At 49.4% G+C, this 23,565-nt stretch carries 30 protein-coding genes and 2 tRNA genes; 1 reads left to right on the top strand and 31 read right to left on the bottom strand.

Features of this window, described 5'->3' with window-relative positions:
• Nucleotides 1–171: 171 nt before the first annotated feature.
• The 24 genes from aroH to NDK47_RS15220 all read right to left on the bottom strand — a co-directional run bounded on the left by aroH (nt 172) and on the right by NDK47_RS15220 (nt 16,292).
• A complete protein-coding gene (aroH, locus tag NDK47_RS15105) occupies nt 172–543 on the bottom strand; it encodes a chorismate mutase (RefSeq protein ID WP_251870588.1) in 372 nt (123 codons plus the stop codon).
• On the bottom strand, nt 524–1,648 hold the full coding sequence (gene aroB, locus NDK47_RS15110; RefSeq protein ID WP_251870589.1) for a 3-dehydroquinate synthase: 1,125 nt from the start codon (nt 1,646–1,648) through the stop codon (nt 524–526). Before aroB ends, aroH begins: the two co-directional genes overlap by 20 nt.
• Complete coding sequence (gene aroC / locus NDK47_RS15115; protein ID WP_251870590.1) at nt 1,648–2,808, bottom strand: chorismate synthase; 1,161 nt, start codon at nt 2,806–2,808, stop codon at nt 1,648–1,650. Before aroC ends, aroB begins: the two co-directional genes overlap by 1 nt.
• A 191-nt stretch (nt 2,809–2,999) precedes the next feature.
• Nucleotides 3,000–3,167 carry a hypothetical protein gene (locus NDK47_RS15120; protein WP_251870591.1) on the bottom strand — a complete coding sequence of 56 codons (168 nt, stop codon included), beginning with the start codon at nt 3,165–3,167 and terminating at the stop codon, nt 3,000–3,002.
• A 75-nt stretch (nt 3,168–3,242) separates the two neighbouring features.
• A complete protein-coding gene (locus tag NDK47_RS15125; protein ID WP_251870592.1) occupies nt 3,243–4,016 on the bottom strand; it encodes a CheR family methyltransferase in 774 nt (257 codons plus the stop codon).
• A gap of 152 nt (nt 4,017–4,168) precedes the next feature.
• Nucleotides 4,169–4,612, bottom strand: a complete 444-nt coding sequence (gene ndk, locus NDK47_RS15130) for a nucleoside-diphosphate kinase (RefSeq protein WP_251870593.1) — start codon at nt 4,610–4,612, stop codon at nt 4,169–4,171.
• 102 nt (nt 4,613–4,714) lie between these two features.
• Complete coding sequence (locus NDK47_RS15135) at nt 4,715–5,680, bottom strand: polyprenyl synthetase family protein (RefSeq protein WP_251870594.1); 966 nt, start codon at nt 5,678–5,680, stop codon at nt 4,715–4,717.
• Between the two features lie 19 nt (nt 5,681–5,699).
• On the bottom strand, nt 5,700–6,551 hold the full coding sequence (locus NDK47_RS15140) for a menaquinone biosynthesis protein (protein WP_251870595.1): 852 nt from the start codon (nt 6,549–6,551) through the stop codon (nt 5,700–5,702).
• A 4-nt stretch (nt 6,552–6,555) separates the two neighbouring features.
• Complete coding sequence (locus NDK47_RS15145) at nt 6,556–7,152, bottom strand: UbiX family flavin prenyltransferase (protein WP_251870596.1); 597 nt, start codon at nt 7,150–7,152, stop codon at nt 6,556–6,558.
• Entirely contained in the window at nt 7,149–8,018 is an 870-nt protein-coding gene (locus tag NDK47_RS15150; protein ID WP_251870597.1) for a UbiA-like polyprenyltransferase, read from the bottom strand. Before NDK47_RS15150 ends, NDK47_RS15145 begins: the two co-directional genes overlap by 4 nt.
• Nucleotides 8,019–8,060: 42 nt before the next feature.
• Nucleotides 8,061–8,780: a demethylmenaquinone methyltransferase gene (locus NDK47_RS15155; protein WP_305883336.1), complete on the bottom strand. Its 720-nt coding sequence runs from the start codon at nt 8,778–8,780 to the stop codon at nt 8,061–8,063.
• Nucleotides 8,781–8,785: 5 nt separating this feature from the next.
• The gene (locus NDK47_RS15160; RefSeq protein ID WP_251870598.1) at nt 8,786–9,619 is read right to left on the bottom strand and encodes a heptaprenyl diphosphate synthase component 1; all 834 of its coding nucleotides are present in this window, start codon (nt 9,617–9,619) and stop codon (nt 8,786–8,788) included.
• 103 nt (nt 9,620–9,722) lie between these two features.
• The gene (locus NDK47_RS15165) at nt 9,723–10,241 is read right to left on the bottom strand and encodes a hypothetical protein (RefSeq protein WP_251870599.1); all 519 of its coding nucleotides are present in this window, start codon (nt 10,239–10,241) and stop codon (nt 9,723–9,725) included.
• 43 nt (nt 10,242–10,284) lie between these two features.
• A complete protein-coding gene (gene mtrB / locus NDK47_RS15170) occupies nt 10,285–10,527 on the bottom strand; it encodes a trp RNA-binding attenuation protein MtrB (RefSeq protein ID WP_251870600.1) in 243 nt (80 codons plus the stop codon).
• A 40-nt stretch (nt 10,528–10,567) separates the two neighbouring features.
• Nucleotides 10,568–11,242 carry a lytic transglycosylase domain-containing protein gene (locus NDK47_RS15175; RefSeq protein ID WP_251870601.1) on the bottom strand — a complete coding sequence of 225 codons (675 nt, stop codon included), beginning with the start codon at nt 11,240–11,242 and terminating at the stop codon, nt 10,568–10,570.
• Nucleotides 11,243–11,450: 208 nt separating this feature from the next.
• Nucleotides 11,451–11,527 (bottom strand) — tRNA-Pro (locus NDK47_RS15180).
• Nucleotides 11,528–11,671: 144 nt separating this feature from the next.
• Nucleotides 11,672–11,748, bottom strand: a tRNA-Pro gene (locus NDK47_RS15185).
• 52 nt (nt 11,749–11,800) lie between these two features.
• Nucleotides 11,801–12,361: a GTP cyclohydrolase I FolE gene (folE, locus tag NDK47_RS15190; protein ID WP_251870602.1), complete on the bottom strand. Its 561-nt coding sequence runs from the start codon at nt 12,359–12,361 to the stop codon at nt 11,801–11,803.
• Nucleotides 12,362–12,529: 168 nt separating this feature from the next.
• On the bottom strand, nt 12,530–12,802 hold the full coding sequence (locus NDK47_RS15195; RefSeq protein ID WP_251870603.1) for an HU family DNA-binding protein: 273 nt from the start codon (nt 12,800–12,802) through the stop codon (nt 12,530–12,532).
• 234 nt (nt 12,803–13,036) lie between these two features.
• Nucleotides 13,037–14,515 carry a stage IV sporulation protein A gene (spoIVA, locus tag NDK47_RS15200; protein ID WP_251876184.1) on the bottom strand — a complete coding sequence of 493 codons (1,479 nt, stop codon included), beginning with the start codon at nt 14,513–14,515 and terminating at the stop codon, nt 13,037–13,039.
• Between the two features lie 169 nt (nt 14,516–14,684).
• Nucleotides 14,685–15,413, bottom strand: coding sequence for a YphF family lipoprotein (locus NDK47_RS15205; protein ID WP_251870604.1), 729 nt, complete (start codon nt 15,411–15,413; stop codon nt 14,685–14,687).
• A gap of 17 nt (nt 15,414–15,430) precedes the next feature.
• Nucleotides 15,431–15,778, bottom strand: a complete 348-nt coding sequence (locus NDK47_RS15210; protein WP_251870605.1) for a 2Fe-2S iron-sulfur cluster-binding protein — start codon at nt 15,776–15,778, stop codon at nt 15,431–15,433.
• A gap of 15 nt (nt 15,779–15,793) precedes the next feature.
• Nucleotides 15,794–16,090 carry a 2Fe-2S iron-sulfur cluster-binding protein gene (locus tag NDK47_RS15215; RefSeq protein WP_251870606.1) on the bottom strand — a complete coding sequence of 99 codons (297 nt, stop codon included), beginning with the start codon at nt 16,088–16,090 and terminating at the stop codon, nt 15,794–15,796.
• A gap of 13 nt (nt 16,091–16,103) precedes the next feature.
• Nucleotides 16,104–16,292 carry a DUF2768 family protein gene (locus NDK47_RS15220; RefSeq protein WP_251870607.1) on the bottom strand — a complete coding sequence of 63 codons (189 nt, stop codon included), beginning with the start codon at nt 16,290–16,292 and terminating at the stop codon, nt 16,104–16,106.
• Between the two features lie 139 nt (nt 16,293–16,431).
• Between NDK47_RS15220 and NDK47_RS15225 the strand changes: the two genes are divergently transcribed.
• A complete protein-coding gene (locus tag NDK47_RS15225; RefSeq protein ID WP_251870608.1) occupies nt 16,432–16,902 on the top strand; it encodes a hypothetical protein in 471 nt (156 codons plus the stop codon).
• Nucleotides 16,903–17,023: 121 nt separating this feature from the next.
• On the opposite strand, the gene NDK47_RS15230 is transcribed toward NDK47_RS15225, so the two are convergent.
• The 7 genes from NDK47_RS15230 to rpsA form a co-directional block, all read right to left on the bottom strand.
• The gene (locus tag NDK47_RS15230; protein WP_251870609.1) at nt 17,024–17,293 is read right to left on the bottom strand and encodes a stage VI sporulation protein F; all 270 of its coding nucleotides are present in this window, start codon (nt 17,291–17,293) and stop codon (nt 17,024–17,026) included.
• A 79-nt stretch (nt 17,294–17,372) separates the two neighbouring features.
• Complete coding sequence (locus tag NDK47_RS15235; RefSeq protein ID WP_251870610.1) at nt 17,373–18,422, bottom strand: NAD(P)H-dependent glycerol-3-phosphate dehydrogenase; 1,050 nt, start codon at nt 18,420–18,422, stop codon at nt 17,373–17,375.
• Nucleotides 18,423–18,477: 55 nt separating this feature from the next.
• Nucleotides 18,478–19,080 carry a glycerol-3-phosphate 1-O-acyltransferase PlsY gene (gene plsY / locus NDK47_RS15240; RefSeq protein WP_251870611.1) on the bottom strand — a complete coding sequence of 201 codons (603 nt, stop codon included), beginning with the start codon at nt 19,078–19,080 and terminating at the stop codon, nt 18,478–18,480.
• Nucleotides 19,081–19,095: 15 nt separating this feature from the next.
• Nucleotides 19,096–20,409, bottom strand: coding sequence for a ribosome biogenesis GTPase Der (gene der / locus NDK47_RS15245; RefSeq protein ID WP_251870612.1), 1,314 nt, complete (start codon nt 20,407–20,409; stop codon nt 19,096–19,098).
• A gap of 102 nt (nt 20,410–20,511) precedes the next feature.
• Nucleotides 20,512–21,153, bottom strand: a complete 642-nt coding sequence (locus NDK47_RS15250) for a YphA family membrane protein (protein WP_456151385.1) — start codon at nt 21,151–21,153, stop codon at nt 20,512–20,514.
• A gap of 73 nt (nt 21,154–21,226) precedes the next feature.
• On the bottom strand, nt 21,227–22,294 hold the full coding sequence (gene fni, locus NDK47_RS15255; protein WP_251870614.1) for a type 2 isopentenyl-diphosphate Delta-isomerase: 1,068 nt from the start codon (nt 22,292–22,294) through the stop codon (nt 21,227–21,229).
• 59 nt (nt 22,295–22,353) lie between these two features.
• A complete protein-coding gene (rpsA, locus tag NDK47_RS15260) occupies nt 22,354–23,526 on the bottom strand; it encodes a 30S ribosomal protein S1 (RefSeq protein ID WP_251870615.1) in 1,173 nt (390 codons plus the stop codon).
• Nucleotides 23,527–23,565: the final 39 nt, after the last annotated feature.

The raw sequence follows: 23,565 nt of genomic DNA on the forward strand, positions 1-23,565 counted from the left end.
AAACCTGGATTGATTGTGCGTATCTTTCACAATCCCAGCTCACTCTTCTCTCCTCAGCCTAACTCTTCTCTACTCTTCTCTGCTCTCACTCTTCTCAGCCGGTCTTGCTTATACCGGTGTAAAACGAGGCACCCTCGTTTGTTTCTATACTAAAAGAGGGTGCCCACTCTGTCAATCACGATTTACCAAATCAGGACGCAATTTTATCGCTTCCCGCAAGAAGACATGGTTGATCTGATCTGCCGATTTTTCGCTGTTCACGTGCATCATCACACGAATACAGGACGGCAAGCTGCCTGGTACGGGTATTTCTCTGGCACACATCAACGGGACGTACTGCCAGCCCTCCAGCAACCGGGCTGCCTGTGCCGGAAAGGTCGACTTCACATCTTCGGTTGTCGTAATCAGAATACTGGCGATATCATCCGGCTGCACATCGTTGCGCTGGACCATTTCCTCCAGCAGTTCCTTGGTCGCAGCAACTACCTCTTCTTTACGATCTTGCTCTACAGTAATGGCTCCTCTAATTCCTCGCACTCCCATTTCTTGATGCCCCCGCTTCCTCATTCATGACTGTCATAATCAGTGCTTCATCTACTTGTGCGAACAATTCTACAACCCCGATTGAACGCGGCAAAACAAGCGCCAGCTTTCCGCTAACCGCTTTCTTGTCTCTCTTCATTACTTCCAGTACCTCTAGCGGTTCCAGCGAGAGCGGCCACTCCGTCGGCAGGTGGTACTGGCGCAAAAGATTGCGGGTACGCTCATACACGCCATCCTCTGCTACCTTTAGCCGTTCTGCTACCTTGGCTGCCAGACACATGCCGATAGAAATCGCTTCGCCGTGATTGAGCTTGGCGTACTCGGCGAGCGCTTCGAAGGCATGCCCAAAGGTATGGCCCAGATTCAGCAGCGCCCGCTGCCCTTGCTCCGTTTCATCTGCCGAAACGATGTTCGCTTTTACCTGACACCCGCGCAAGATGGCTTTGCTTAGCAATTCAGAATCGAGCTCCCACAGTTTCTCCGCATGCTCCTCCAGCCAGGAGACAAAGCGCTCATCGGCTATAAGACCGTGCTTCAGCACTTCGGCAAAGCCTGCTGCTCGCTCTCGCTCTGGCAGTGTGGAAATAGCCGCGGTATCATACAGCACCATACGCGGTTGGTGAAAGGCGCCAATCAAATTTTTGCCCAAAGGGTGATTGATCGCTACCTTGCCTCCTACCGAGCTGTCATGCGCCAAAAGTGTGGTGGGCAGCTGTACGAACGAGATCCCCCGCATATAGGTAGCTGCCACAAACCCGGCCAAATCTCCGACTACACCTCCGCCCAGCGCGAGAATCACCGATTTGCGGTCTAACCCTGCCTGTATCGCCTGTGTCATCACTGTTTCATACATGGCGATACTCTTTGACTGTTCACCTGCTGGAATCACGCAGGCATGGACTGGAAAACCGGCGGAGATCAACTCATCCTGGAGCAGCGAAAGATAGCGCGGGGCAACATTTTCATCCGTAATGATGAACAATCTGGTTCCGCCAGCTATCCCACCCTCTTGCAACAGGGTGGCCGCCTGCTGCAAAAGACCTTCTCCGATGATAATCGGATAGGATCGCTCCCCAAGCTCAACGCGCAGGATTTCCCGGCGCATTAAAATTTCTCCGTATAAGCGCGATATTGGCTGACGTTTTCCAACATATCGTCCATCGAGTCGGAAGGAAACTTCTCGCACATCGCAGAGGCAATTTCCCATGCGACAACTGCTTCGGCCACAACGCTTGCAGCAGGTACCGCACAGCTATCTGATCTCTCAATGCTGGCAGAGAACGCTTCGCGCGTATCGATATCAACACTCATCAATGGCTTGTATAGAGTAGGGATCGGTTTCATGACACCGCGAACAACGATCGGCATCCCGGTCGACATGCCACCTTCCAAACCGCCAGCGCGATTGGTTTTCCGGCTGTAACCCGTCTCTTCATTCCACAAGATCTCGTCATGAACCTGGGACCCCGGCTTGCCGGCTGCTTCAAAGCCGATACCAATCTCGACCCCTTTAAAAGCCTGAATGCTCATGACTGCTTGAGCCAATCGTCCATCCAGCTTGCGATCCCACTGGACATGGCTGCCGAGACCGATTGGCACACCATCGACGATCACCTCAACGATACCGCCGAGCGAATCCCCCTCTTCCTTTGCCTTGTCGATCGCGGCCATCATCAATGGAGCCGCTTCTTCATCCAGGCAGCGTACAGGCGATTCTTCTGTGCGAGTGATCAATTCATCGAGCGGCAAGTCTACGCGTTTCGCCACAACATTGCCAATCTGCAGCACCTGGCCGCCGATACGGATGCCAAAAGCCTCCAGCAATTGTCTAGCAACTGCGCCAACAGCCACGCGAATCGTCGTTTCCCTCGCGCTCGAACGTTCCAGAATATTTCGCATATCACGCTGATGATATTTGATAGCGCCGTTCAAGTCGGCATGTCCTGGGCGCGGACGGGATACCCTGCGCTTTTCCTCAGCACCCTCCACCGGCTCTGCGCTCATGATCCCTTGCCAATGTGTCCAGTCGTTATTTTCCACAACCAATGTGATCGGGGCGCCGGTCGTATAACCGTGTCTGACACCGGAGAGAACTTTCACCTGATCTTTTTCGATTTGCATTCTCCTGCCGCGGCCATGACCTTTTTGGCGTCTTGCCAACTGCTCGTTAATTTTATCGACAGAGAACGGCAGGTTGCTTGGTACCCCTTCGATGATCGCTGTCAATTGAGGGCCATGTGATTCCCCTGCTGTTAAATAACGCATTTTTCGCTTCCTCCATCCTGCAGGCAGCATTTGCTTTTCCCTCACACGGGTCGCTGTCCTTTATCACTTTTAAGCGTTATAATATCATACCTCCACCTTGGTGGAAATACAAAAATGGAAACCTCTAAACGAAACCTTGCCTCATAGGCAAAACGCTTCTCAAAAAAGAGAAGCGTCTGCCACAGAATTGATTAATAGTGGTCGGCAATGAACACCGGCTTCGAGGATAGGGATCGGCGGAGGTGATCTGCCCTGAGCAGGTCATCCAGCTGGGTCTTCTCAGCGCCAAGGATTTGCCCGCACTCCTGGAGCGTTATCAAGCCACGCCGGTAGGCTTCGATGACTTGTTGCTTGTCCATTTGCTTCCTCCCTGAAAAGGTTGTTAGGCCTAGTGTTGGGAAAAAACAACAGGGATATACTTGCCAACGCCTGCTTTACCCTAATTTTCGGTAAAAGAATGTGTCTTCGGTTTCAAACTGGTACTGCTGCGGTTGAAAAATCTGCTCCGTGCTTCCCACGAACAGCACTCCACCTGGTCGCAGGGCGCGGCTGAACTTTTGGTACAGCTCATGCTTCGCTTCTTCTGTGAAGTAAATCATCACGTTGCGGCAGATGATCAGGTCAAATCCGCTCTCAAATGTGTCTGCGAGCAGATTGTGCTTGCGAAAGGTTACGCGATTTTTGACTTCATCGGAAATCCGATAGCTCAAACTGTCCTTTTGAAAATATTTCGTCAGCAGATCCTTTGGGCAGTCCTGCAGAGCCCGATCCGAATAAACACCTTGCTTCGCTTTGGCAATGGCTCCTTCGTCAATATCCGTCGCCAGCAAAGAGGCCTCCCAGCGGTGACGCATCAGGATCAGGGAAAGCGTATAGGGCTCTTCTCCTGTCGAGCAGGCCGCACTCCAGCATTTCAGGCGTGGAGACTGTCTAACCAATCTCGGCAGAATCTTATTCTCCAGAACCTCCCAGCGTCCCGGATTGCGGAAAAATTCCGAGACGTTGATGGTCATTCTATCGAGAAATTCGTAGAAGAGCTCCTTATCTTTGGAGATCGCTTCGAAATATTGGGTAAAAGAAGAATATCCCCGCTTGATTCGAAGCGAAGTAAGCCGACGTTTCATTTGTGCTTCTTTATAGAGGGCAAGATCAATTCCGGTCATTCTTTTTACATTTGCGATGAATTGGAGAAAATCCTTATCATCCATGCTACGATATCCCCTTTCGACGACTTACCCTTGCGATTCGCCTTTTTTTGACAAAATCCTGCCGATTTCTGTTGCAGATTCTCGAAAAAAAGAAAAAGACCCCATTTTTGGAGTCTGTTTTCTCGCAATGTGGCACTTCGTTGTTTGCGTGATTAGATCCAACGTTGGATCGTTTTTTCGTAGGAGAGTACTTCTCCTTCGCCAAACCATAGGTTGATCTCGCGCTCAGCGCTTTCAAGGGAATCAGAACCGTGGATGATGTTCATGCCAACGGAAGTAGCGAAATCGCCACGGATGGTTCCGGAAGCAGCATCAGCCGGGTTGGTTTTGCCCATCATGGATCGAGCAGTAGAAATCACGTTGTTTCCTTGCCATACCATTGCGAACACTGGGCCGGATGTAATGAAGTCCACCAGTTCACCAAAGAACGGGCGCTCTTTATGCTCAGCGTAGTGCTCTTCAGCCAGTTCACGGCTTACGTTCATCAGTTTAGCTCCAACGAGTTGAAAGCCTTTTTGCTCAAAGCGGGAAACGATCTCACCGATCAGGTTGCGTTGTACGCCATCAGGTTTCACCATCAGAAACGTTTTTTCCATCGTAAGGTTGCCTCCAATATAGCTATGTATTGGTATTGTTACACCATCAGAAATTCTATCAAAGAATAGAGGGGCAATCAACCTGCTCCTCGTGAAAAAACATTAAAATTTGCGGTCAATAATGAAATCAGCTACACCGACCAGGGATTTTTTGGTGGAATTGTTCGGGAGATCCGCTATAATATCCCGGGCTCTGCCGATATATCTCTCGGCCAACTGTTGAGAAAAGGCGATCCCTTCATCTTTCCGCACCAACTGAATGGCCTCGTCTACATGGTCCCAAAACATGCCTTCCCGTATCCATTTCTGAAATTGGTCCCGAGCCTTCCCGTAATGGGCTGTATACAAAGTTGGCAAGGTGACGTTCCCCTGAAGCAAGTCGCTCCCGGCCGGTTTTCCCAATTGCTTTTCCGTGCCCGTAAAGTCAAGGATATCATCTCTGATCTGATAAGCCATGCCGACGTTATATCCATACCAGTACATTTTCCGAATAAACTCTTCCTTAGCGCCACTGGCAATCGCTCCCATTTGACAGCTGATCGCAATCAGAAGAGCCGTTTTCCTTTTGATTCTTCTCAGGTACATACGGAAATTCTGGTCCCAGCTATGCAAGGCACGCACCTGTTCAACCTCGCCCTTTACCATCTCTACGATGGCATCAGCCAATACCTGATGCAGGCGCGGTATCTTCAGCTCCGTGACAATCGAAAGCGCTCGGGCGAGGATATAATCGCCCGTGTACATCGCTACCTTGTTGTCCCATTTCGTTTTCACGGTGTCCTTGCCCCGGCGCTTGTCGGCATTATCCACCACGTCATCGTGAACAAGAGTGGCCATGTGAATCAATTCGAGAGGTACCGCCACATACTTCAGGCGCTTCACATCATAATCTCCCCATTTTCCCCCGAGCAGCACAAAGACAGGACGCATGCGTTTCCCTCCCGCCTTCAACAGATGTGTAGAGGATTGATACAGGTCTTTTACCTCGGTATCGATGGACTGCTCCAACTGATTCTCAATGTACTCTACATCTTTTTTCATTTCAAAATATATATCGACTAGGTTCATCCGCTCCACCTATTTTCATTCAACGTAGTTTTTGCTGCCCTGCCCTCTCCCACACATTCACCTTTACTGGTTCGGGGAGCAGGCCCTGTTCCGCTGCACAGCGGAAATAATACTCCAGTCCAGCTCGTTGTTCATCGCCGAATACGTGCTGCAGGCCTTGGAAATATTGGCGCCAATCCGCCTTTTCACCGCCGTAATGGTTATGGACATACTCAATCAACGGTTCGGGATTCTGATGAAACTGCTTCTTGCTTTCCATAAAAGCGTCGTGAACCTCGCTCAGCAGATCTGTATGCTCTGCCAATACAGCCTTGCGAACGGCCCACAGTGCAAACGTCATCGAATAGCCGGTAAATCGATTCCACAGCTCTCCCAGATCGTAAATCATGTAGGGTACCCGCTGACGAATCGCCATGATGGCATCATCACCGATCAAGAGCGCCCCATCTGCGTCCTTCATCATCTCTGCCAACACCGGTGCCTGTGTAACGTAAGAGACATGATGACCGTAAAACTTCTGTAAGATCACTTTTAGCAAATTGATCGAGGTGGCTGATGTATTGGTCAGTGCGATACGCGCTCCATCCAATTCTTCAATTGGCTTTTTGCTAAAGAGGAAAATGGACCCTACTCGTCCTTTTGCACTGACTGACAAATCAGGCAGGACTAGGTATTCCGCGGCATGCTCAGCATAGCTAAACGATGAAATCGGCCCAACGTCGATCTCTCCGCGAGCCATGGCCTCATTCAATTGAGCAGGTACTTGCCGAATAAACGCGATTCGATCCTCAAAGTGAGCCTGGTCAAAATGGAAATAAACCGGGAGTGTATTGGTGTAGAGGATTTGCCCAATGCGTAGGGATTTTTGCATGTTCTCATTCCCCCCAGCGCCGAAACAAAGCGTGTGGAACGTCAAGTGCGTCCAACGTCTTGCCTACGACAAAATTGATGAGGTCATCCATCGTTTCCGGCTTCTGATAAAAGCCTGGCATCGCCGGCAAGATTTTAACCCCAAGTTGACTAAGTCGAAGCATATTTTCCAGCTGAATTGCGTTTAGAGGCGTTTCTCTGGGCACTAGCACCAGTTTTCGCCCTTCTTTTAGCATCACGTCTGCCACCCGCTCCAGTAAATTGCCAGAGGCGCCATGCGCGATCCCAGAGAGGGTCCCCATCGAACACGGGACGACGATCATACCCTGGCAGCGATAGGAACCGCTTGCTGCCGGGCAGTTAAAATCTCGCAATCCCCAGTAGTGAAGCTCGCCAGAAAAATCCTGCTGGAGCTTTTCCTTCAGTAGGCCCGGGCGATCGTCCGTCGCCCAGTCAAGTTCATCGTGGAACACCTGCCATCCGGCTTCCGTGATCATCAGATGAACGGTATGCCCCTGTTTCAACAGCTCCTGGACCAGCCTCACACCGTAAATGGCGCCACTCGCCCCCGTTATGCCGACTGCCCACGCCTGTTTGTTCATGATATCACCAGATCAATCATGGTGAACGTAAACATGACAAGGCTTAAAATTCCGTTCATATTAAAAAACGCGACATCGAGCTTCGAGAGGTCAGTCGGCTTGACCAGCGTATGCTCGTACAACAGAATCGCGCCAGAAATCAGCACACCAATCAAAAACCAGATGGACAGATTGGCAATCATGTAGAGCGATAATAGACCAAAGAAGGTGACGACATGGCAAGCTCTTGCAATGAGCAGCGCTTTTTGAATCCCGAATCGGCTCGGCATGGAATACAGGCCTTCTTTGGTATCGAATTCCGCATCTTGACAAGCGTACATGATATCAAATCCGGCTGTCCAGAAGAGTACACTGATAAACAGTAAAAGACCGGTCCCGTCTACCTGGCCTGTCGTCGCTACCCATCCGCCTAGCGGACCAAAGCCAATCGCAACGCCAAGCACAAAGTGGCAAAGCCAAGTAAAGCGTTTGGTATAAGAATAGAGAATCAAAACGAAGACTGCGAGCGGCAACAATTTGACTGCCAACGAATTCAACTGGAATGCCGCAAAAAATAGAACCGCAAAGGAAACCACAATAAAGAAAATCACTTCAAAAATGGAAATAAGGCCGGCAGGTATGGCCCTGGTAGCTGTACGCGGATTTTTCGCATCAATAAAGCGGTCAATCAAACGGTTCAGCGACATCGCTGCACTGCGGGCTCCGACCATCGCAACCGTTACCCAAAAAATTTCCATCCAGGTCGGCCACGTATTCTCTACTACAATTTTACCCAAAACAGCTCCCATAAAAGCAAACGGGAGCGCAAAAATGGAATGCTCGAATTTAATCATTTCCAAAATAATTTTCAATTTACGAAGACTCACGTCATACACTTCCTATTCACTGAAGAGATACCGGATGATGGGTCAAGGCTTTGTCCCTATATGCAATGCCGCCACTCCACCCATGAACAGCTTGACCTGAACCGGTTCCAGACCAGCCTTCTGGAACATGCCAGCAAGCTCCCGGCTGTCAGGAAAATTCGTGAGTGACTGCGGAAGCCAGGCATACTCCTCATACTTATTCACTGTCCATTTGGCAACCAACGGCAAGATTTTGTAGAAATAGAGATAAAATAGCTGACGATATGGATAAAAGGGAGGCTTAGACACCTCAAGTGAAACGACCTTGCCGCCGGGCTTGACCACACGAGCCATTTCATTCAATACGGTTTGAATGTCCGGGACATTGCGCAGCGCAAAACCGATCGTGGCGTAGTCAAAAGAATTGTCCTCATAAGGCAGTTTCATCGCGTCGCCATTTACCAGATTTACCACTCCGCCGACGCCTTTATTCGCCACCTTGTAGGCACCCACATCTAGCATGTTCTGACTAAAATCCAGCCCGACGACGCGCCCGTCCTTGCCAACTGCTTCTGCCAGGGTAATGGTCCAGTCACAGGTGCCGCAGGCCACGTCGATGGCCGATTGTCCCGGCTTGATATTCATCTGCTTCATCGTATAATTACGCCAAGCGACATGACTACCGAAGCTGATTACATTGTTCATCTTGTCGTATTCGTCGGCGATGCTTTGGAATACATTGTGAACGTACTCTGCTTTTTCTTTCATCTGTGTCTCGTTCAATGGCTTCACATCTCCTCAACTACCCGTCTCAGACGATTGACACGATGCGAGTAACGAGAAGTAATCCAGGCCAGAACATCCTGAGCCTCAGTCTGATGTAGGGTTCGCAATAACTGCTCGCACATGTCCAGCATTTCGGTTGCTTTGGAATCGATTACAGAAAGCACCTGTCCAATCGTTGCCCCCGGTTTTTGCAGCAGAAAACGGGAAAAACCAAAGGGAGCCTGTTCTTGCCACTTTAGCTGTTCCCACTCGCTGATCATATTCTCTACCGCAGCCGTATCTTCCAGCAGCGACGTCCAGAATTTGAGCGTCTCCTCCGCCCCTGCATACTTTTCAACCACCGCTACATAAAGACCCGTATCAATGTCCGTTCGCAGTTTTAAGTACTCTTCGGAAGAAAGTCTTCCCTCTTTGTCTGCCAGATAGAGCTTCATTTTGGCTTCGTTCACTCGTTGAATCGCGTCTGCCAGCACGCGGATCGCTTCGATTTCTCCAGCACTGGCCAAAAGCTGATAGTAATGGCTGCTGTAGTAATCACCGGCCAGCACGGTTAACTGCCGGTTTCGCTCGTCGACCAACGTTTCGCCGTACGTATTTTTGACGGTTTCATGCATGTCCAATCCAAGTTGCATGAGGCCGGTTGAGATCGAGATCGTGCGTGCCCGCTCTTTGTCCATTCCCCGGTCGAGCAGAAAAAGATACAACAGCGCTAGGCGGTTTTCAGCCATGGCCGGGATGTCTACGTATTGTTCAACGTAGGATATGGAGATTCGTTCGTAGATCTGGTCGATAATCGCACGGATCTCATCTATGAATGTTTTCTGTTCTTTGCTCATGCGTCCTCCTCCACAACCTGGTCATTCCCTTTCCGTTCGGTTTTACCCTGATACCGATTGTCGGGCAAAATACCATCCCTACCATCATACCATACTTCTTCCGTCAAGGACTAACCCTCTCATAAAAATAAGGGTCAATCAGTACGGAGAACCTGGAGCGGACATGCTCTTCAAAGTTTTGGATATCATCGGGGGCTGCCATCGAGACAGCCCGCTTGGGTCGTTCTGCCTCGATGGCAACCAGCAGCTTGCTCGTTTTGGCTTTCTCCTCTTCCTTCTCCAAAAGTCGGAAAAAGATGTGTTGAACATTCCCCGTCAAGCGAAATACGTCGTACGTCAGACCGTAAAAATCCTTGTATACCCGATTGATTTCGATGCTGTCCTGGGGACTCACTGTCAGATCGACAAAAACCGACGGATTTTCCCATTTTACACGCTTAATCTTATAATGTGTGGACAAGAATGTAAACAAATCCACGACATTTTGTTCACTCAGATCGACGGGTCGTGACGCTTGAAATGCAGGCACATCCATTTGTCGTATGGACAGTGCCGGAATAAAGGACAACATGGCAGCCAAAAAGGCGGACATAGCGATGGCAACAAAGAGTCTGCGCGGCATAGACATCCCTCCTCACCATCATTGTACAAATAAAAAAAGCAGGCTATGCCTGCTTTTCATCTGTCGTATCAATAATCCCGTGATGCGTATAGATGACTGCTTTTCCTCTTACCTTGATCGCGGAGGTATGCTCAGTGAACTGGGCAAGCATGACCTCACCCTTGTCCAGTTTTTCTGTATGGTGGAAGCGAGTATCCGAACCTCTTGTCAATCCAATCACATGGACACCATTTTCTTTTGCTCGCACGATAAAATAGTCTTGTTGTGTATTCGGTTTATCTGCCACCCTGTATCCTCCTTACTAGTGATGCTCTTCCTTCCAGTTCCTAGGATGTCCGATTCTGATCCAACCGTTTCATGATCTTGTCCACGTATTTTTGTGTTTCAACCGGAAGCTGACTGAACTTGTTTTCCAGCTCTTCATCCGTATCAATGCCAAGGCGGTTAATGCGACCAGGTCCAGCATTGTAAGCAGCAAGAGCTACCTTTACATTGCCATCATAACGATCAATCAATCCCCGAAGGTATTTGGTACCTCCGTTCAAATTATCCTCCGGATTGTAAACATTTCGGACATGCAGCGATTGGGCCGTCGCATCCATCAGTTGCATCAATCCTTTGGCTCCCGCCCTGGAAACAGCCCGAGGATCAAAATTGGACTCTGCACGAACCACTTCCCTAACCAGAGCTTCGTCCACACCATGAGAGCGCGCAGCGCGACTGATTTTTTCCAAGATGTCCTGCTTGCTTACTTCCGTGCTGTCATCACTTCGAATGCCGTATGTATCAAATGCTCGATCAAAATTCCATTCTGGAGAACCATCAAGCTCTGCGATAATCTGTTCGGCGCGAATAACCCTTTGTCCACCTGTTACTTCCATCTGCAGCACATCTGCAAAAGAAAGATCAGAACCAGGAATGGACGCAGGTTGTATTCCGCCGCCTGTCTCAGTCCGAATCGCTGCAGACAGATTGGGTGGTAAAGACATCGTCATCTTCATCATTGAACAACCTTTCTGCTTGTCTTGCTTCACTCTATTATAGAGAAGATAAACCTGGAAGCCAATAGGCAGTTTTCAGACAAACGGTTATGACCGTGAAAAACGTCAAGATGTTTCAATCCCCCAAAGAGAGGGGACGTTTTTTACAGAAAAGAAGCCCCCTGCCCGTCAAGAGCTGGAGGCTACTTTTATAAAAAAATCGATTCTATGGTCGGAATGCAGGGATTTGAACCCTGGACCTCACCCACCCCAAGGGTGCGCGCTACCGGGCTGCGCCACATCCCGTTACAAGCATGCAAGAACAAAAACGATATAATCGTTTAAAATTTTACCATCATTTTACCATAAATAAAGGCATTTCATCAAGAAAAACCGCCTTCATGAACGGTTTGTCAGCATAGCGGTTTGCCCAACACTGATTCGTGATGATGGTCGGAATGCAGGGATTTGAACCCTGGACCTCACCCACCCCAAGGGTGCGCGCTACCGGGCTGCGCCACATCCCGACTGTACATCACAACTATACAAAATTTTAGTCCTGCTGTCAAGAAAAATTTACTATTTAATCAGGCTGAATACCTCAGCGCGTGCCGCCGGATCATTGGCAAAAATACCACGAACCGCTGATGTCACCGTTTTGGAACCGGGCTTTTTCACTCCGCGCATTGTCATGCACATATGCTCGGCCTCCACGACTACCACGACCCCATGCGGGTCCAGCTTGCGAACAATGGCATCCGCAACAGTAGACGTGATCCGCTCTTGCAGCTGTGGTCTTTTCGCTACTGTCTCTACGGCGCGAGCCAGCTTGCTCAACCCTACGACGCGTCCGCCACGCGGAATGTAAGCTACATGCGCCTTTCCGAAAAACGGAACAAGATGGTGCTCACACATAGAGTAGAAGGGAATATCTTTTACGATAACGACTTCCTCATGGTTTTCACTAAAAATCGTATCAAAGTACTTCTCTTCGTCTATACGCAATCCTTCAAATACCTCGGCGTACATCTTTGCTACTCTTTTGGGTGTATCTAGAAGACCTTCGCGATCCGGGTTCTCTCCAATCGCTTCGAGAATCATTCGAACAGCCGTCTGAATTTTTTCCAAATCGACACTCATATTCGTACCTCCTCTTCCTACAGCGAAACAAGCCAATCTTACCATACAAACCATGAAAAGACAAAATCAATGATGGCTCGAAAACACTTCGGATGTACGGCCAGAAAACGTGAAAAAATCCACATCATATCAATGTGGATTTTTATGTAAGTGATACTTTACAAACAATTACTTGATGGAGTCCTTGAGTTGTTTTCCTGGTTTGAAGGCAGGAACTTTGCTGGACGCGATTTCGATTTCTTCGCCTGTTTGCGGGTTGCGACCTTTACGTGCAGCACGCTCGCGAACTTCGAAGTTACCGAAGCCGATCAATTGGACTTTATCACCTTGTTTCAGTGCGTCAGCGATGGCATCGAGAACTGCATCAACAGCTTTCGTTGCATCTTTCTTCGTCAGCTCAGTGGTCTCAGCCACTTTTGCAATCAGTTCTGTTTTGTTCATTATGTTCACCTCCCCTCAATGAAGGTCGAGTCATAGGTATTACATTTCTTTACCGAAACCCAGCGTTTTATACGCTTTTGGGTGTTTTTACCGCTCTGACAAGCTTATAGTAATACACCATTCTTTGAAATTCAAGCCCCCACCTGTCGAATTTAAACGAAAACAAAGAAAAAAGGCTTCCCGTCATACTGGGAGCCTACGAATTTCTCCTATTTTTTGATTCCATTGACCTATTTACAGGATGATCGCGATGAGTCCGCCCGAGCCTTCATTGATGATCCGTCCAAGCGTTTCCTGAAGTTTATAGCGTGCATTGTCAGGCATCATCGTGATTTTTGCCTGAATTCCTTCGCGTACAATCGAATGAAGGGATCGGCCAAAGATATCGGAATTCCAAATAGAAAGTGGATCCTTGTCAAAGTCTTGCATCAGATAGCGAACCAGCTCCTCACTTTGCTTCTCCGTTCCGATGATCGGCGCGAATTCAGACTCGACGTCCACTCGAATCATGTGAATCGAGGGTGCCGTCGCTTTCAGCCTGACACCGAAACGCGGTCCTTGTCGGATGAGTTCAGGTTCGTCCAAGGTCATCTCGTGCAGAGACGGCGCAGCTATGCCGTAGCCCGTGGTGCGAACCATATGAAGCGCTTCCGCTACCTGATCATACTCTTTCTTGGCATGAGCAAAATCCTGCATAATCGTCAGGAGATGATCTTTGCCGTTTATTTCAACACCGACAATCTCCATGAGGATGCGGTCGTACAGCTCATCCGGTGCATACAGATCAATCTCGGCGATGCCTTGCCCCATATGCATGCCGGTCAGCGATGCCCGCTCTACGAAATCATATTCGTTGAAAAAGCTAACGACACGGTCGACATCCCGCAGTCGGCGAATATCCTGAACGGTTTCCTTCACGGCATCTTCGTAGTTCTGGCGCAGCCAGTGTCCGTTTTCCAGTACCATTACCCAGCTTGGCAAGTTCACGTTTACTTCATGGACAGGGAACTCAAACAGCACTTCCTTCATCAGCATCAGAATTTCTTGCTCGGACATGTGATCGACAGACAAAGCCAAGACAGGAACATCGTATTTTTCCTGGAGTTCCAGTCGCATATGCTCCGTCTCCTCCGAACGCGGACGAGTCGAGTTGACAACGATCACGAAAGGCTTGCCAACTTCTTTCAATTCATTGACTACGCGCTCTTCCGCCTCGATGTAACTGGCTCTTGGGATTTCGGCAATACTGCCGTCTGTCGTGACCACAATGCCGATCGTCGAGTGTTCCGTGATGACTTTTCGTGTTCCCACTTCTGCTGCTTCTTCAAACGGGACCGGCTCTTCATACCACGGTGTATGAACCATGCGCGGGCCGTTATCGTCTTCAAAGCCTTTTGCTCCTTGAACCGTGTAGCCGACGCAGTCAACGAGGCGAACGTTAATGCTGAGTCCTTCCGTAACGTTTACCTGGACGGCTTGGTTGGGAACGAATTTAGGTTCAGTCGTCATGATTGTTCGCCCGGAAGCGCTTTGCGGCAGCTCATCCGTTGCCCGGATCCGCTCTGCCTCCGATTGAATATTCGGGATGACGATCTGCTCCATAAACCGCTTGATAAAGGTCGATTTTCCCGTGCGAACCGGCCCGACTACCCCCAGGTAGATATCCCCGCCCGTCCGTTCGGCAATGTCTTTAAAAATATCGACTCGTTCCACCATCGATGACCTCCTTCTATTTGTCTATTGTTACACTATGACCGTTTTTCCGAATTATCCCTGACCGCCAGTATTTTCCCGTGAACTCGTACTAGTATCTTGGACAATATCAATATATGTGAGAATCAGAAGCATAGAACAAAAAAAGCAGCTCATGATGAGCTGCTTTTTACCTGATTTTTAGCAAACGTGGCTCCCCGTCCACCATTTCATAGGGAAACGACTTGGCTGGAACAAACATCGATTCTCTCGCCATTACGTAGCGCGGATCCGTCTGGTTGGGGACTTCTGCTTTTGAATTGCGCAAGACGGTGGCAATATCTGCTGCGTAATCAATCCCCACCTCCCCTTTTTCATTCATAATCAATGGCAAAAGGTAGTTCCCTGCTGTTGCCTGGACCTGAACATCCTTCATGCTCAGCTTTTGGAAGTCTATGGAAAAGTAACCATTTCCAATCTCTGATTTAGTCGGCAGTTTTTCATAATTCCGCTGATAATGATTGACCGCTGTCTGGATGTCGCCCACTTTGCTGACCATCGCCAAGTTAATCATTCTGACGGTCGGCTTCGTCTCTACATCTATCAATACATATTTGTAAATCCCGCCCTTTTCAAAAGCATTGGCAGGTGCATCCGGCAAATACTTGGGCTTTAGTTTGCGAAAATCAATTTCGTATTTCTCAAATATCGGCGTGTTCAGTTCCTTTGTAGCGATCGGGAGTACACCGGTATCCTGCTGAAATTGCTCCACCGCCTTTTGCGTGGCCTCGAGGTAGAATTCACTGGGGATCTGGTTTTCCTGTCTCCGTTCTTCTGGATACATGCAGCCCCCTAAAAGTGCTGCCACGATTGCAATCATTACGGGAAATATGCCTTTTTTTTGAAAATCTACCCACATGTCAAGTACCTTCCTTGCTACCATTCTTCTTCATTTTGTATTCGCTCCCGCTCCAGCGCAGCTTGTACGACTGATTTCCATTTGCTTTCCGGAATCCGAATTGTGCAATCTTTTCCGGTCGCTTCAGCCTGGCAGGCGAGTCGTACCCCGCCTTTCAGATCAGCTTCCGGCATTTTTCTTTTCTCCAGCGATGACGGCTGACTGATTTCGCCGCTCTCCACTACGACCCGGCACATCAGGCAGGAAGCGTGCCCCCCGCAACGCTGCGGAATGACGATCCGGGCAGAACGTGCCGCACTGATGATGCTCTGGCCAGGCCGTACTTTAATCGACTTTCCAGCGGGAAGAAACGTTATTTTTCCCACGTCTGTTCACTCCCGTCAATATGGGCGGTGAGCCAAAGTAACATTGCCCTCGCAAATCACTTTGATCTGACAGCCGAGCCGATACCCTTCGGCTCGCTCCGCTTTTCTCAGGCGGAGCTTTTCCGCCTCTGTTATTTCGTTCAAAAACTCTGCGCCTTCTTGGACGTGCGTCCGGCATTGCGCGCATATTCCACGCTCACACGCGTATCCCCAGGCCAATTTGTGCTTTTTCGCAATCGAAACAATCGTTTGGTCTGTTTCCAAGGGCATTTGGTGGCTCCCATTTCGTGTCAGCAATGTCAATTGGTTCATGTTTTGTCTCTCCCTACGCAAAAATTACGATAATGATCATGACAAAGGTAACCAGAAGCATCAAGAAGGCTATGGTCTTCAAGGCAAAACGAAGCACGCCATTTGCCGTTTTTCGTGCAAAAATCATCAGAAAATTGCAGATGAACATGAGCGCAATCGCCACCAAGGATATGTTCATCTTGGTCATCGGATCGATAGGCATGATCTGGACAGCATCCTTTTCTCTTTATGTTTTGCTTTATTATACCATACTTCTGTTGTTCTCCGCTTGTTCGGCTAGAACCTCGACCTAGACGTTCGCATAGACTATGTTGACGAATTAGCCCAATGGAGGGATACGGATGGCCACGAAAAAATGGCGCAATCCCTACGCGCCCATTCCCAGCAAAAAGCTGAGTGATCAAAGTACGGATGTTTCCCTGGCCGTGACACCCAAAAAAGTGGTTCAAGCGGTTGATTTGCGCACTTCCGTGTCAAAAATGCGCAGTAATATCAAAGGAATCAGCAGCACCATTCGACAGGTAGAGGAAACGATGGATACCCTGTACGGTGCAATGGAGATGTTTGATACCTTTGGAAAACGAAAAAATGCTCCCGAGAACCAGGGAGACAAGCAGACCGCGAAAAAGCAGCTCTCTGAAAACCGCTTGGCTGCAGAAGAGGTCGGAGAGGACATGGAGAACAGCGGAGCGTCAAATCCTTTAGGCAATATTGATATTGGACAGATTCTCGGTCTTTTGCAGTCACCTCTGGTACAAAGTCTGCTGACCTCGACAACAAACGCTGTGACCAAACGAAAAAAAGAGGGATAATCTCCCTCTTTTTTTCTTGAATCTGCAGACCAGCCATGTCCCTGTAGAGCCATGATTGTTCCTAGTGATACTGTATGACGATTTGTCAAGCATGGAACGGACATAACCGCCCATTTCTCTATTAACGCAACAGTTTGGTCAATGACGCTACATCGTTTAAACGAATCTCCTGATTGCGAAACATTTCTACAACCTGGTCTTCTTTTTCCGCGTCCAACGTCTTACCGGTCATCGCAGCCAGCGAACGAATCACTTGTCTCAATTTATCCTCGTCTTCAAAATCACTACGTTGCAATTGTCCAGCCAGCGAACGCAATTTCCCCTGGTCCACTTGATTTGCAGCCTGATTTTGCAGTTTCTCAAAAAAACGGCGAGACATATTGTTCTCCATTGCTCAAGGCCCTCCTTGCGACATTTGATGTACAACAACAAGGTATGTGCAAATGCCCAAAAAGGTGAGCGATCTTCATTTATCGCAAATAGGGTCCGAGAAACTCGTTTTCGTACGTCCGCCCGCGGCCCATCAGTTCTTCCACACCTTGGCGCGGAGACGTCCCCTCAAATAATATCCGGTACAATACGTCCGTGATCGGCATGCTGACTTCTTCTCGCCGAGACAGCGCATACGATGCATTGGTCGTACGCACACCCTCGACGACCATCCCCATCTGTTCCAATACCTGGTCAAGCGGTTTGCCTTGGCCCAGCAGATATCCGGCACGCCAGTTGCGGCTGTGCTTGCTGGTGCAGGTCACCACCAAATCTCCAATTCCTGCCAAACCTGCAAATGTGAGCGGCATTGCCCCCAGCTTGACCCCAAGTCTTGTGATTTCTGCCAACCCTCTGGTCAAGAGTGCTGCTTTGGCGTTGTCTCCATAGCCCAAGCCATCTGACATACCTGCTCCGAGAGCGATGATGTTTTTCAAAGCACCGGCCAGCTCGGCACCGATCAAGTCTGGGTTTGTATAGACGCGGAAATAGTTGTTCATTAAAAGGTCTTGGGCACGCAGCATATTTTGCTCGGAAGCGGAAGCGACTACCACGGTGGTGGGAGAACGCAAAATCACTTCCTCGGCATGGCTTGGCCCACTCAAAACGACCAAGCTGCTGGCGATGGACTCCGGAATTTCTTCTCCGATGACCTCCGACATTCGTTTCAGTGTTTCCATTTCGAACCCTTTGGTCGCATGGATCAACAATACGTCGGGATCTAAATAAGGTGCCAATTCTCGCGTGACGGTGCGCATGGCATGAGAGGGCACGGCCAGTAATACTACAGGCTTGCCCTGGACAACCTCTCTTACATCGGCAGAGGCGATGATCTGTTCGGACAGACGAACATCGGGCAAGTACTTTTTGTTTACATGATGTTTATTGACATGCTCAGCCAGTTTGGAATCCCGCATCCATAAGCTCACGCGATAGCCATTGTCGGCAAAAACGGATGCCAGTGCTGTCCCCCAGCTTCCGGCCCCTACGACTGCAACATCTAGACTCAAAGCTTCCCCCTCCACATTCATGCACTTCCCTATCATTCATCTGGAAGAGCAGAAAACAATTGATTATTTTGGATACTTATTTCAAAGGACGGGAACCCTCACCCAGTTTTCTTTCCCTACCAGATAGAAGATTTCGGATATTGCTGTAATGACGTACGTAGGCAAACAGAGCCAGTACAACACTGACCCAGATAAATGCCGGATCCTTTCCCAGCACGAAGAGAAAAATCGGCAGGACGGTGACCAGCACCAGAGATCCGAGTGATACATAACGAGTTACCGCAATAATCAAAACGGTGATGACTACGGAAATAAGAAAGGCAAGCGGAGAAAAGCCGAGTGCCACGCCGACAGTCGTTGCAATTCCCTTTCCTCCGCGAAAGCCAAAAAAGATAGGCCAGTTATGTCCAATAATGGCAAATAAGCCGGATAAGGCATACGCGAGTGCATGTCCGTCCGTCAGCCAGTGAGCCAGGCCCATGGCCGCCAATCCCTTTAACGCATCCAAAAGCAACACGAGGATTGCCGGTCCTTTCCCCAGCACGCGCAACGTATTGGTCGCGCCTGCGTTACCGCTCCCATGCGATCGGATATCTATGCCTGCAATTTTTTTGGCAATGAGGTAACTGAAGCTGATCGATCCAATCAGATAGCTGATCACCAAGGACAAAAACACCATGGAAATTCCCTCTCCCTATGTTTTTTTGCGCGTCCAAATCCGTACGGGCGTCCCTTCAAAGACAAACGCTTCCCGTATCTTGTTTTCTATGTATCGCTCATAGGAGAAATGCATCAATTCCGGATCGTTGACAAATAGGATAAACGTTGGCGGTTTCACTGCAGCTTGTGTCGCATAATTGATCTTGAGTCGCTTGCCGCGGTCAGAAGGCGGTGGTGTCATCACCGTCGCATCCGTGATCAGATCGTTCAGCACGGCAGTCGGAACCCTCATGGCGTGCGATTCTGCTACTTGATTGACTTTAGGCAGGATGGTATGAACACGCTGCTTCGTCTTGGCGGATACGTACAGAATCGGTGCATAGTCGAGGTATTTAAATTCCTCGCGAATCAATTCTGTAAAACGAATCATGGTCTTATCGTCTTTTTCCAGGGCATCCCATTTGTTGACGACGATGATAACAGCTCGTCCGGCTTCATGTGCATAGCCGGCGATTTTTTTGTCCTGTTCGATAATTCCTTCCTCACCGTTAAGGACAACCAGTACGACGTCTGAGTCTTCGATCGCGCGCATGGCTCGCATCACACTGTATTTCTCCGTGGCTTCGTAGACTTTTCCGCGTTTTCGCATACCGGCCGTATCGACGAGTATGTAGTTTTGTCCATCTCTCTCAAACGGTGTATCAATGGCGTCGCGTGTCGTACCTGCGACATCGCTGACAATCACACGTTCCTCACCCAAGATGGCGTTGGTCAGGGAAGATTTCCCCACGTTGGGTCGGCCAATGATGGAAACGCGAATCACGTCATCGTTCTCCAGATCTTCCCCGCGATCCGGGAAGTTGTGGATAACTTCATCCAGCATATCACCCAATCCCAGGCCATGGCTTCCGGATATGGGGAAAGGCTCTCCCAGTCCCAGCGTATAAAAATCGTAAATCTCGTTTCGCATTTCCGGGTTATCTACTTTATTGACAGCAAGCACAATCGGTTTTCCTGTGCGGTTGAGCATTCGCGCCAATTCCAGATCCGCGTCTGTCACACCTGTTCTGCTGTCGGTGATCATGATAATCACATCTGCTTCATCAATCGCCAATTCTGCCTGATGACGCATTTGCTGAAGAATTTCGTCGGTCTCTCCGAACTCAATGCCGCCTGTATCAATGACATGAAAGTATTGATCAAGCCATTCGCCTTTACCGTACAAGCGGTCACGCGTAACACCCGGCTTGTCCTCTACGATGGCAATCCGTTCTCCGACGAGTCGATTAAAAATCGTGGATTTGCCCACGTTGGGTCTCCCCACAATGGCTACCACTGGCAATCCCATAGTTGACACACTCTCTCTCGTTTTACGTTTTAACTAGACAATCATACCATACACTGCTCGTGACTCTCAATGATTAGCGGAGTCAACCTGCCTTTTCAGACTTTATCCCTGATTCTCCGGGTCACGATCTCTCTGCCCAATTCGCAGGAGTTGACGCAGAACCAGCCAACCTCCCGCAAGCAGACTCCATAAAGATAGGGTGCTCCACAGCAAATCTTGGGCATACTCCCCGCCGATTAGACAGGAACCGGAAAATCTCCATTCAAACAGCGCATAGAGCACTTCTCCCAGGGTCAGTGAATACAGCAGCAAAAACAATTGCGTAAGACCGGAACGGCTAATCGTCAGAACGGCGAGAAAAGCCACTACCGGCAGCATCCAGCTTTCATCCCAAATCGCGAGAACCGGATCGGTAAACAAAAGCCAGCGAAACCAGAAAAGGGCGACACCCAGACATCCTCCCAAGATGACCATAAATCTCTTCCGACTCTGGCGCTGCTTGGCATAGAGCCAACCGGCACAGAGAAATGGCAAGATCATTCCACTGATATGAACGCGAACCGACGGCAAAAAAGCGATCTTCCAACTAACAAACGCACAAATCAGAAATACCGTCACGACTGCTAATGCTTCGGCACGTCGAATCCCCCATCGATCGAGAACTCGATCATATACACCCATCCAGATTAAGCAAAGAAAACACCACTGAATGAGGACTGTCAGCGTCCCTTCGTTCATGTCCATCTCCCTCAAGATGTGGTTGTCCTCCCAAAGTATGCCTCAATCTCTCTGCTTTCATGAGTCAGGGAAAAGAAGCCTAACATTTCGCGTGTGACTGGCGTCTTGCATAATGATCGAGTTGCCAGCCACGAAGCGTTGCCCTTTCTGCTGTCCTGCCGGTGATCAGCACAGGCGCGTCCCGCAGCTCTGCAAGTGATGCTGTTCCCAATGCCGTCATCGCCACTCTGATCTGATGATGCCAATGATCCACCTGTCGCAAGCATTCATCCATCGTCTTTGTTTGGACCAACCGGAGCATTGCACCTGCCATTCCAACAGCGGAAGCACCCAGTGCGATTGCTTTGACCACATCCAGACCGTTTCGTACCCCTCCTGTGGCCAGGAATGATACCCCTTTTCCCTGCCATGGCCGTGTCTCCAGCAAGCTCTCCGCCGTGGTAAATCCCCACTCTTCAAACATGGACATCTCCAGCGAATGACGCCGGTTCTCCACTTGGGCAAAGTTGGTACCGCCCCTCCCACCGACATCAATAATCGTAATCTCTGCTTCGACAAGCTGTTTGATCGTCTCGGCAGACATGCCAAAACCTACTTCTTTCACGATAACGGGGACGGAGAGTTGTTGCTTGATCCGCTTGATATTCTCCAGATATCCGCGAAAATCACGGTCCCCTTCTGGCATCAATAGCTCTTGCATTACGTTCAGGTGGATTTGAATGGCGTTTGCTTCTACCATTTCCAAAGCGATTTGTGCCTGTTCCACTGTGGCCTCGGCTCCCAGGTTGGCAAAGATCAGACCGTCTGGATTTTCCTTCCGAACGATCTGATAACTGGGCAAGACAGATGGATCTCGAATCGCTGCCATCTGTGAACCCACAGCCATCGCCATTCCTTTTTCACGTGCGAGGATCGCCAGCTTTTGATTCACCTCTGTTGTAGCTTCCGCCCCACCGGTCATTGCGTTGATCAGAATCGGCGAAGAAATGGTAAACGGAGAAAGTGATACTTCTAATTTTGTGTTTCCATAAGATATATTCGGTAAACTGTTTGGAGGAAATGAAACATCGTCCCAGATGTTTTCCTGATCCATCCCTGTAGCCAGTGCATGCCGAATATGATCCAGTTTTCGCTGTGATCGATCCATATCCACCCTCCCTTTGATCGAGCAAAAAAGGGACACGCTTTCGCGCATCCCCCGGTTTCTTACTTCAATTTGTCTTTCAGATCACCAAACAGCTCTCCAAGCGTGACTCCCAGCGGCTGGTTGTTTTCTTGCTGGAACTGTTGCTGTTCGCGCTTGCTTGCACGTTCTGCCTGCTCCACGCGATCCTCTTCAACGGCACGGATGCTGAGGCTGATGCGCTGTTCACTCGGTACGACATCCAGTACTTTCACCTGGACCTGCTGTCCTTCTTTCAGAACCTCACCCGGCGTGGAAACGCGGCGGTTCGCAATTTGTGAAATATGCACGAGACCTTCGATGCCCGGTGCTACTTCTACAAATGCGCCAAAGGATACGAGGCGTTTCACTGTTCCGCTGACAACTTCTCCCGACTTGAATTTTTCAGCTGCTTCCGCCCAAGGTCCTGGTTGGGTATCCTTGATGCTCAGGCTGATTCGTTCGTTGTCCTTGTCGACCTTGAGAACTTTTACCTGAACCTTGTCGCCCTCTTTTACCACGTCTGAAGGCTTCTCTACGCGGTTCCAGGCCAGCTCGGAAACGTGTACCAGACCGTCAACCCCGCCGATGTCTACGAATACACCGAAATCGGTCATCCGTTGAACGGTGCCTTCCAGCACTTGACCCGGCTGCAGCTTATCCAGAATGGAGGCTTTTTGCTGTTTCGCCTCGTCTTCCAGAACCGCTTTATGGGAAAGGATTACTTTGTTCTTTTCCTTATCCATTTCAACCACTTTCAAACGGAGAGTCTTGCCTTTGTAGTCGCTAAAATCTTCTACAAAATGGCGCTCTACCATCGAAGCCGGAATAAATCCACGGACACCCACGTCAACGACGAGGCCGCCCTTGACGATCTCCTTCACAGTCGCTTCAATCACTTCACCGGATGCCATTTTTTGCTCCAGGTCATTCCAGGAGGATTCCATCGCTACGGCCTTTTTGGAGACGACCAGTTCCTCTTTTTCATCGTTCAGCTTGATTACTTTTACTTCAAAAGTGTCCCCGACGGCTACAACATCGGACACTTTTTCCACATGCAACGGAGAAAGTTCACTGATCGGAATCAGCCCGTCGTATTTGTAACCTACGTCTACCAAAGCCTGTTTATCTTCTACCTTGGTAACCGTAACCTTAACTACATCCCCCACGGAAACAGTTGTTGCATCCGTCAGGCTTACGTTGCTTTCTTCCATCATGAGTAAAACCTCCTTCAATACCATCAAGTCCGAGCTTCT

The sequence above is a fragment of the Brevibacillus ruminantium genome, assembly GCF_023746555.1.
Lineage (GTDB): Bacteria > Bacillota > Bacilli > Brevibacillales > Brevibacillaceae > Brevibacillus > Brevibacillus ruminantium.